The sequence below is a fragment of the Sphingomonas sp. AOB5 genome, assembly GCF_029433115.1.
Taxonomy (GTDB): Bacteria; Pseudomonadota; Alphaproteobacteria; order Sphingomonadales; family Sphingomonadaceae; genus Sphingomonas.
The window spans coordinates 1-7,725 of sequence record NZ_JARNTV010000098.1 but is presented as its reverse complement, the minus strand read 5'-3'; the positions used below and the strand labels follow the sequence as shown (position 1 = coordinate 7,725).

Sequence of the window (7,725 nt, the reverse complement as noted above, 5' to 3'; positions counted from 1 at the left end):
CCACCCGGCCACCCATAGAATACACTGTCGTTGGGTGGCCGGGTGGGGGAGCGGGCCGGTGCCGCCAGAACTCAGTGCAACTTAACCCGCCTTCACGCTCGACCAGGCGCCGGCAATTTCCTCGAGGCTGTTGGCCGCGTCGCGGAACGGGGCGGGGTCGAAGCCGATGCTGGCCTGAACCACCTGTGCCCGCAGCCCGTGATAAAAGGTCGCGAGCGTCCTCGACACATCGCCGCCCTTCTCGAAATCGAGGCCGGCTTCGAGCGCGAACAGCACTGCGGTGGCGCGCGACACGCGCTCGCTCTTGATCGACGGGCGGCGATTTTCCGCTGCCCATGCCGCCGAACGCAGCGCGGCAATGCCTTCCTCATAGAGCAGCCCGACCAGCGCATGCGGATCGTTCGTGCTCGTCCGCCCGGCAAGATCGACCTGGCGATAAACCGAAGCGGGATTTCCGGCGAGGGCGGTGGCGTAGCGCATGATCAGCTGTCGCTGTTCCAGGCCTTGACCTGATTCTCGATGAAGGTCTGGGTCGATTTGTAGGCGGCCACCGCCGAATCCATGCTGGCGAACTGGCGCGTCATCCGCGTGCGCAGCACCTCGGCGGCTTCGGTCGCCTTGGTCTGCTGTTCGGTGATCGCGGTCTTGGCCTTGGTGTAGCGGCTCTCGCTGGCGCCCAGGCCATAGATGGTGCTCGATGCCGAGACGGCGATGCTGCTGAGCTGGGCGGAAAGGCCCGCACCCATTTTGAACATCGCCTCGATGCTGTCCGGATAAGAGAGCATCGCGTTGGTCAGGCGGCCGGTGTTGAGCGTCAGCGTGCCATCGCGATTGGTCGAAACGCCGATTTCCGACAGCGACTTGGGGCTGCCCGCAACGCCGCCCGAAACCAGCGTGCGCGTGCTGAGATCGGCGAGCGAGCGCAGCATCGCCTTGGCCGCCGAATCCTGACGCAGCGGCCCGGTGATCGGATCGGTCGCGGTCTTCAGCTGGGCATAGAGTTCGTTATAGGTATCGACGACGTCGCCCACAGCGGTCTGGAGCGCCGCGGTGGGCGCTTCGTTGCCGATGTTGATCTTGGTGCCGACCGACGCCGCGACCAGATCGAGGCGGATGCCGGGGATGATGTCGGGGATCGAATTGACCGCACGGCGAACCGGCACGCCATCGATCGCGACGATCGAATCCTGCGCAGCCGAACCGATGGTGGTGCCGGTTGCGCCGACGCCGACTGCAAGCGCCGACAGGCCTTCCTGACCCGGCGTTTCGGCAGCGGTGAGGGTGAAGCCCTGGCTGGCGCCGGTCGCGCTCTTGAGCACGAGGCGGCTGCCGGTCGAATCGGTCAGGATCGAGGCAGTGACGCCGGCCTTCTTCGCGTTGATCGCATCGGCCACGCCCTGCAGGCTGGAATTGCTCGAATCGATGGTGATGTTGACCGGCGTGCCGGGACCCGCGGCGAACGCGGTCATCTCGCCATCGACGACACTGGTCTGGCCGAAGGTGAGGGTGAGGGTGCCTTGGCCGATCGCCGCGCTCTTGTCCGCCACCGTGGCGGTGTTGGCGACCTGGCCCGACGCGAGCTGGCGCACCTCGACCTGCGCCGAAAGGCCCGCGGCCGAAGCACCGCTGAGCACCGAGACCTTGAGCAGCGAGGTGTTCGAGCTGGTCGGCTGGGTCGAGACCGAGCCGCCGCGGATCAGCGACTTCAGCGCCGTATCGAAGCTGTTGATCGCGCTCTTCAGGCTGGAAGCAGCGGAAATCTGCGCGGTCAGCGTGTCGCTCTTGGCGGTCAGCTGCGCGGCCTTGGTCGCGGTCTGCGCTTCGACGAGCGAGGTGACCAGCGCCGAGATGTCGATCCCGGAACCCGATCCCAGCGTCTTGGTGATGGATTCGATGGCCATGATTTCCTCTTGCTCCAAAGAACGGCGGAAACGCCGCGATCTTTAGGCTTTTGCCCCCTGTTTCTGACCGTTTTCGTCGAACATCGCGGTGGGCGGCACGATGACCGGCGGCTGTGCCGAGCCCGCGCGCTGATTGACCCCGAACACGAAGGCGAGAACCACCGCGATCGCCTGATACAGATCGTCGCGGACCTCCTGCCCTTCGCGGCTGGTGTAGTAGACGGCGCGGGCGAGCTGCGGATATTCGAGGATCGGCACTTCGAACTCACCGGCGAGTTCGCGGATGGCAAGCGCGGTCTGGCCGCGGCCCTTGGCGACCACCACCGGCACCTGATCCTTGCCCGACGTGTAACGCAGCGCGACCGAGAAATGGGTCGGGTTGGTGAGCACGACATGGGCCTCGCCCATCGCCTTGCGGAAGCCGCCCTTGACGATCTCGCGCTGGCGCTGGCGCTGATGCGCCTTGGCCTCGGGCGAGCCTTCGCTTTCCTTGTGCTCGTCCTTGATCTCCTGCTTGCTCATCTTGAGCTGTTGCAGGTGGCGGATGATCTGGATCGGCACGTCGATGCCGGCGATCAGCACCAGTCCGCCGGCCATCACGAACAGCAGGTTGACGAACTGGCCCCCCATGATGCCGACCGCGGCTTCGATGTTCGAGGTGACGAGACCCATCGACGGCCGCGCCAGCGAATCGAGCAGCCACCAGCCGATCCCGCCGAGCAGCACCACCTTGAGCAGCGACTTGCCCAGCTCGATCCAGCCGGTCGGCCCGAAGATGCGCTTCAGGCCCGAAACCGGGTTCACGCGGCTGTATTTGGGCTGGAACAGCTTGTTGTTCCATCCGAACGAGCCGAGGCCCGCCTGGCTGAGCACCGCGGCGAGGAACGACATGCCGAACAGCACCAGCATCGACGGGGCGAGCTTCCAGCCGGCCTCCATCAGCGGGCGCCACGGCTCGAAATGTTCGACATCGCGATGATCGAACGAGAAGCTGGCGGCCATCACGCCCTTGCACGCGGCCATCAGCGAGGGTCCCATGAACGCGATCCAGCCGCAACCGGCCAGGATGACGATTGCCGACGCGAAGTCGCGCGACTTGATTAATTGCCCGTCCTCAACCGCTTTTTGTTTGCGCTTGGGTGTTGGGGCTTCTGTCTTTTCGCCTGCCTCCTCAGCCATCAGCCGAACACCAGCTTCGGCATGGCCTCAAGGCCTTCGCGGATGATGACGAGCATGTAATCGCCCATCGCGGGGAGGGCGAGCAGGATGGCGACGACGCCGACCGCAAGCGATGCGGGCAGGCCGACGGCGAACAGGTTCAGCGCAGGCGCGGCGCGGCTGAGCATGCCGACGATCATGTTGAGGCATAGCAGCAGGAAGCCGACCGGCAGCGCCAGCAACAGGCCGGCGAGAAAGGCATAGCCGCCGAACATCGCGATGCCGAGCAGCTTGTCCGCCGCGAGCCATTGGCCGGGCGGCATCGCCTCATAGCTCTTCACCAGCAGATCGACGAGCACGAGATGCCCGTCGACCGCGAGGAACAGCAGGACCAGCAGCATCGAGAGGAACTGACCGATCGCCGGGCTGGGCGCGCCGCTATTGGGATCGATCGCGTTGGCGAAGCCGAGACCCATCGACATGCCGATCACTTCGCTGGCGACCAGCGGCGCGGCAAAGGCGATCTGGAGGACAAAGCCGATGGCGAGGCCGATCAGCGCTTCGGACGCGACCGCGACGAAGGTCATCAGCGAGAAGACCTGCTCGGGCGGGGTGATGTCAGTGACGTTGACCACCAGCACGCCGATCGCGCCGGTCAGCGCGATGCGCGCGGGCAGCGGGATCTGCACCGAGCTGAACACCGGCGCCGCAATGAACGCCGCCCCGATCCGCACCATCGCGAACAGGAGCGCCCAGAGCTGCGGCTCGATCGAGAGGCCGAAGCCCATCATCGCGTTTCTACTTCACCAGATCCGGGATGCGTTCGAAGATGCTCGTCGTGAAATCGCCGAGCAGGCCCAGGATCATGCCGCCGAAGATGGCGAGGCTCAGCCCCACCACGATCAGCTTCGGCACGAAGGTGAGCGTCTGTTCCTGGATCGAGGTCGCGGCCTGCACCATGCCCAGAATCAGACCCGAAAGCAGCGCGGGGATCAGGATCGGCGCCGAAGCCAGCGCCAGCACCCACACCGCTTCGCGGGCGATCGTCATGAAATAATCGGTGTCCATGGGATCCTCAGGATGCGAAGCTGGAAGCGAGTGAGCCCATCGTCAGCGCCCATCCGTCGACCAGGACGAACAGGAGCAGCTTGAAGGGCAGCGAGATGATCGTCGGCGACATCATCATCATGCCGAGCGACATGAGGACGGTGGCCACGACGAGATCGATGACGAGAAACGGCAGGAAGATCAGGAAGCCGATCTGGAATGCGGTCTTCAGCTCGCTGGTGACGAAGGCCGGCAGCAGCACCGAATAGGGCACGTCCGAAGGCGAGGCATAGGGACCGCTCTTGGCCAGATCCGCGAACATCTTCACGTCCTTCTGGCGGGTCTGCTTGATCATGAAGCTGTGCAGCGACAGGCCGGCACCCTCGATCATCTTCGACGCGGTGATCTTGCCCTCGGCATAGGGCTGGATCGCGGTCGTGTTCATCTGGGTGATGGTCGGCGCCATGATGAAGAAGGTCAGGAACATCGACAGGCCGATCAGCACCTGGTTCGGCGGGGTCTGCTGAAGCCCCAGCGCCTGACGCAGGATCGCCAGCACGATGATGATCCGGGTGAAGCTGGTCATCATCAGCAGGATGCCCGGCAGCACCGTGAGCAGGCCCATGATGATGAGGACCTGCAGCGACAGCGACAGCGGCGCATCGCCACCGCCAAGGTCGCCCAGCGCACGATCGACCGCATCGCCGACGCCGGGCGTCGCCGCCGGAGCAGGTGCCGGCAACGGCGCACCCTGCGCAAAGGCGGGGATCGCGAACAGCAGGGTGAAGCAAAGGATACCGAGCAGGATTGCGGCACGCAGCGTCAGCATGCGGCCACGTTCGGTCGGGACGAGGACGCGCATCTCTAGAGTTCCGCCTTGTCCACCAGAGTGACGCCGGTGCGGCTGACCGAGACCAGCAGCTTCTTGCCCTCGAACTCGACCACCGCGAGGCGGAGCCCCGGCGAGAGCATCATGGTTTCCTTGACCTGGACCATGCGCGTGCCCTGATTCTTGGGCAGCCGCGCCTCGAGCTTGCGCCAGGCGTACAGGCAGCCGATCAGCAGGCCGCAAACCAGCGGCAGCAGGATGACCAGCTTCAGGATGTAGGACCACATCATGTTACTTGGCGGCCCGCTTTTCCGGCGAGACCAGCTCGGTCATGCGCACGCCGAACTTGTCGCCCACGGTGACGACTTCGCCGCGGCCGATCAGCGTGCCGTTGACGAATACGTCGAGCAGCTCATTGGCTTCGCGATCCAGCTCGATCACGCTCGATTCGCCGAGCGCGAGCAGTTCGCGCAGTGTCAGCTGGGTCGAACCGATCTCGACGGTCAGCTTGACATCGACGCCCTGCAGCAAATGGAAATTGGTTCCAATCGCGGCATCGATCGGGAATCCCCCGGTCATGTCGTTCATTTGAAGTCCTCTGCGTTGATCGGTTCGAATGAGGTGAGACGGACCGCGGCGCGGCCGTTGGCGGTGCCCACAAGGCCGGTGCCGAGGCGGCGCGAGGCCACCATCACCGGAACTTCGGGAGCGAGATCGATGGCGATGATGTCGCCGGCCTTGAGCTCCATCAGGCGCTGGAGCGGGATCATCGGTTCGGCCAGGACCGATCGGACCGGCAGCTTCACGCCCATCACCGCGCGGGTGAGGCCGGAGCGCCATTCGGGTTCGATCTCGAGCGGCTTGCCATGGACCTTGGCGGTCAGCGATTCGGTGTGCGGCTTGAGCGCCGCGACCGGATAGAGAAGGTCGATAAAGACCGGCTTGCGATCGCCATCGGCCACGCCGAAGCGCGTCACGACCACCGGATCGTCACCGGCAATGTCGGCGGCCACCGCGATGCTGAGCGGGGTCACCGGACGGAAGGAAATGCGCGCGAGCGGCTCCCAGGCCGAATCGAGCGGGGCTACGAGCTGCTGCGCGACCCGCGCCATCAGGGTCTCGGCGGCGGGCGTGAATTCGGTGGGCATCGGATGCGGGGCATCGCCGTCGCCGCCGAAGAAACAGTCGAGCAGTTCGAGGACGAACTTGCCGTCCATCACCAGCTGGGCATTGCCCTTGGAGCTGCCCATGGCGAAGCCGTGCCATGCGGAGAGATCGGTGCCGCGCTCGGTCTTGTAGTCGGCATAGCGCTGCACGACGAGCGGTTCGGCCCAGGCGCGCAGATCGCGGCGCATCAGCCCTTCGAACACAGATTTGAGGGACTTGGAGAGACGCGCCGACAGATGCTGCATCGTCACCAGATCCCCGAAGGGATTCAGGTTCGACGCCCCCAGCGCCGGCGCGTGCTCCGCACCGGCCCGGGGCCGTTCGCGCCGATCGGGCGCTGCAGTTTCTGAAAGGGCGTTAACCATGCCCGTTCACTGAACAATGAAATTGGTAAAGTAGACGTTACTAACGCCGCCGAATCCTTCTTTTTGTTTAAGAACGGCGTTGATCGCATCGACCAGGCGCTTCTGGATCCGGGTCTTGCCCTCGGCGGTGAAGACGTCTTCCTCGCTGGTCTGGCCCAGCGCCATCAGCACCGCGGAACGGATCGCGATCTCATGGGTCTTGATGCCCTCGATCACCGTATCGTCGTAGGGAGTCGAGATGGCGATGCCGACCTGCATGAAATGGACGCTGTCCATCAGGTTCGACGTGAACTCCTTCTCGAACTGATAGTAGTTCGAGGCGTATTTGTCGCCGCCTTCGCCCTTGGGCGGGGCCATGCCGCCGCCGCTCTCGCTCGAGCTTTCCTCGCCATGGCCACCTTCGCTGCCCTTGGAGCCGGCGCGCTTCTCGTCGGCCTTGTCGACCAGCTTGGGGCCGCTGGCCTCTTCGCCATGCGGCGCAGCGCTCAGCATGCCCGAGGAGTAGGCGTAATAGCCGCCGCCACCGCCGGCAGCGAGCAGCAGGGGCAGACCCACGAACAGGATCAGCTTGCCCTTGCCCTTCTTCTTGGGCGGCTGCGGAACGACGTCGTCACTCATTGGTCAGTCTCCGTTCGATTTCAGGCGACGCGCCGGTTGGCGTCGGTGTCGGTTGCAGTGTCGGCGGCAGGCGCCGTGCGGTTGTGAAGCGGGGTGGCGGGAGCCTGTTGCTCCTGCCGCTGGTGACCCTGACCGGCGGTGCCCCCGCCAACCCCAGTGTCCACCGAAGTCTGGCCGAGCCGCAGACCGCGGGCTTCGGCAAGTTCCATCAGGCGCGGCTGCGCCTCGTTCAGCAGCTGGCGCGCTGCCGCGGTTTCAGCGACGATCCGGACATGCACCCGGTCGCCTTCCTGGCGAATCGACACGTCGACGGTGCCGAGCGCGTCCGGAGATAGCCGGATGGTGGTTTCGCGCGAGTTCGGAGTTTCGCGTAGCGCCGAGACGGTCTCGATCATCTCCGCCATCCATTGTTGGCGGCTGGTGTCGATCACGGGCTGCTGTGCGGCGGCGACTGCCTGCACGATGTTGGGGCGGGGCGCATCGGTGTGCAGTGCCTGCGCCATGGCCGACAGCGCGATGTCGCGCGGGGCCTGGCGGCGGGTGCCGGGTGCTTCGATCTCGGCAAAGAGCTGTTGGGCAAGCGCGGGCTGGGCGGTCTCGACGCGCTCGAGCGCAGCGGCAAGCGGGGCCTGCACGCGCG

Annotated in this window: 11 protein-coding genes; all 11 read right to left on the bottom strand. The window is 65.3% G+C overall.

What is annotated here, in order from left to right; translation table 11 throughout:
• Positions 1 to 81 precede the first annotated feature (81 nt).
• Positions 82 to 480: a flagellar protein FliS gene (locus P1X14_RS21105; protein WP_277317397.1), complete on the bottom strand. Its 399-nt coding sequence runs from the start codon at positions 478 to 480 to the stop codon at positions 82 to 84.
• Positions 481 to 482: 2 nt separating this feature from the next.
• Complete coding sequence (fliD, locus tag P1X14_RS21100) at positions 483 to 1,901, bottom strand: flagellar filament capping protein FliD (protein WP_277317396.1); 1,419 nt, start codon at positions 1,899 to 1,901, stop codon at positions 483 to 485.
• A 42-nt stretch (positions 1,902 to 1,943) separates the two neighbouring features.
• The gene (locus tag P1X14_RS21095) at positions 1,944 to 3,080 is read right to left on the bottom strand and encodes a flagellar type III secretion system protein FlhB (RefSeq protein ID WP_277317395.1); all 1,137 of its coding nucleotides are present in this window, start codon (positions 3,078 to 3,080) and stop codon (positions 1,944 to 1,946) included.
• Positions 3,080 to 3,850: a flagellar biosynthetic protein FliR gene (gene fliR, locus P1X14_RS21090; protein ID WP_277317393.1), complete on the bottom strand. Its 771-nt coding sequence runs from the start codon at positions 3,848 to 3,850 to the stop codon at positions 3,080 to 3,082. Before fliR ends, P1X14_RS21095 begins: the two co-directional genes overlap by 1 nt.
• Positions 3,851 to 3,857: 7 nt before the next feature.
• Positions 3,858 to 4,127 carry a flagellar biosynthesis protein FliQ gene (fliQ, locus tag P1X14_RS21085; RefSeq protein WP_277317392.1) on the bottom strand — a complete coding sequence of 90 codons (270 nt, stop codon included), beginning with the start codon at positions 4,125 to 4,127 and terminating at the stop codon, positions 3,858 to 3,860.
• Positions 4,128 to 4,134: 7 nt separating this feature from the next.
• Positions 4,135 to 4,935 (bottom strand): flagellar type III secretion system pore protein FliP, encoded by an 801-nt coding sequence (gene fliP / locus P1X14_RS21080; RefSeq protein ID WP_277317398.1) that lies wholly within the window; start codon positions 4,933 to 4,935, stop codon positions 4,135 to 4,137.
• Between the two features lie 35 nt (positions 4,936 to 4,970).
• The gene (locus P1X14_RS21075; protein ID WP_346770467.1) at positions 4,971 to 5,222 is read right to left on the bottom strand and encodes a flagellar biosynthetic protein FliO; all 252 of its coding nucleotides are present in this window, start codon (positions 5,220 to 5,222) and stop codon (positions 4,971 to 4,973) included.
• A 4-nt stretch (positions 5,223 to 5,226) separates the two neighbouring features.
• Positions 5,227 to 5,523, bottom strand: coding sequence for a flagellar motor switch protein FliN (gene fliN / locus P1X14_RS21070; RefSeq protein WP_277317390.1), 297 nt, complete (start codon positions 5,521 to 5,523; stop codon positions 5,227 to 5,229).
• Positions 5,520 to 6,347 carry a flagellar motor switch protein FliM gene (locus P1X14_RS21065; RefSeq protein ID WP_346770468.1) on the bottom strand — a complete coding sequence of 276 codons (828 nt, stop codon included), beginning with the start codon at positions 6,345 to 6,347 and terminating at the stop codon, positions 5,520 to 5,522. The genes fliN and P1X14_RS21065 overlap by 4 nt, the downstream gene beginning before the upstream one ends.
• 126 nt (positions 6,348 to 6,473) lie before the next feature.
• Positions 6,474 to 7,085 carry a flagellar basal body-associated FliL family protein gene (locus P1X14_RS21060; protein WP_277317388.1) on the bottom strand — a complete coding sequence of 204 codons (612 nt, stop codon included), beginning with the start codon at positions 7,083 to 7,085 and terminating at the stop codon, positions 6,474 to 6,476.
• Between the two features lie 20 nt (positions 7,086 to 7,105).
• Positions 7,106 to 7,725: flagellar hook-length control protein FliK (locus P1X14_RS21055; protein ID WP_277317387.1), on the bottom strand; the 620-nt coding region annotated here is incomplete at its 5' end.

Bases quoted from the DNA above. Each gene is read 5' to 3' on its own strand.
- P1X14_RS21105 (WP_277317397.1), bottom strand. From the start codon at position 480: ATGCGCTACGCCACCGCCCTCGCCGGAAATCCCGCTTCGGTTTATCGC.
- P1X14_RS21095 (WP_277317395.1), bottom strand. From the start codon at position 3,080: ATGGCTGAGGAGGCAGGCGAAAAGACAGAAGCCCCAACACCCAAGCGC.
- P1X14_RS21060 (WP_277317388.1), bottom strand. From the start codon at position 7,085: ATGAGTGACGACGTCGTTCCGCAGCCGCCCAAGAAGAAGGGCAAGGGC.
- fliQ (WP_277317392.1), bottom strand. From the start codon at position 4,127: ATGGACACCGATTATTTCATGACGATCGCCCGCGAAGCGGTGTGGGTG.
- fliN (WP_277317390.1), bottom strand. From the start codon at position 5,523: ATGAACGACATGACCGGGGGATTCCCGATCGATGCCGCGATTGGAACC.
- P1X14_RS21075 (WP_346770467.1), bottom strand. From the start codon at position 5,222: ATGTGGTCCTACATCCTGAAGCTGGTCATCCTGCTGCCGCTGGTTTGC.
- fliP (WP_277317398.1), bottom strand. From the start codon at position 4,935: ATGCTGACGCTGCGTGCCGCAATCCTGCTCGGTATCCTTTGCTTCACC.
- P1X14_RS21065 (WP_346770468.1), bottom strand. From the start codon at position 6,347: ATGCAGCATCTGTCGGCGCGTCTCTCCAAGTCCCTCAAATCTGTGTTC.
- fliR (WP_277317393.1), bottom strand. From the start codon at position 3,850: ATGATGGGCTTCGGCCTCTCGATCGAGCCGCAGCTCTGGGCGCTCCTG.
- fliD (WP_277317396.1), bottom strand. From the start codon at position 1,901: ATGGCCATCGAATCCATCACCAAGACGCTGGGATCGGGTTCCGGGATC.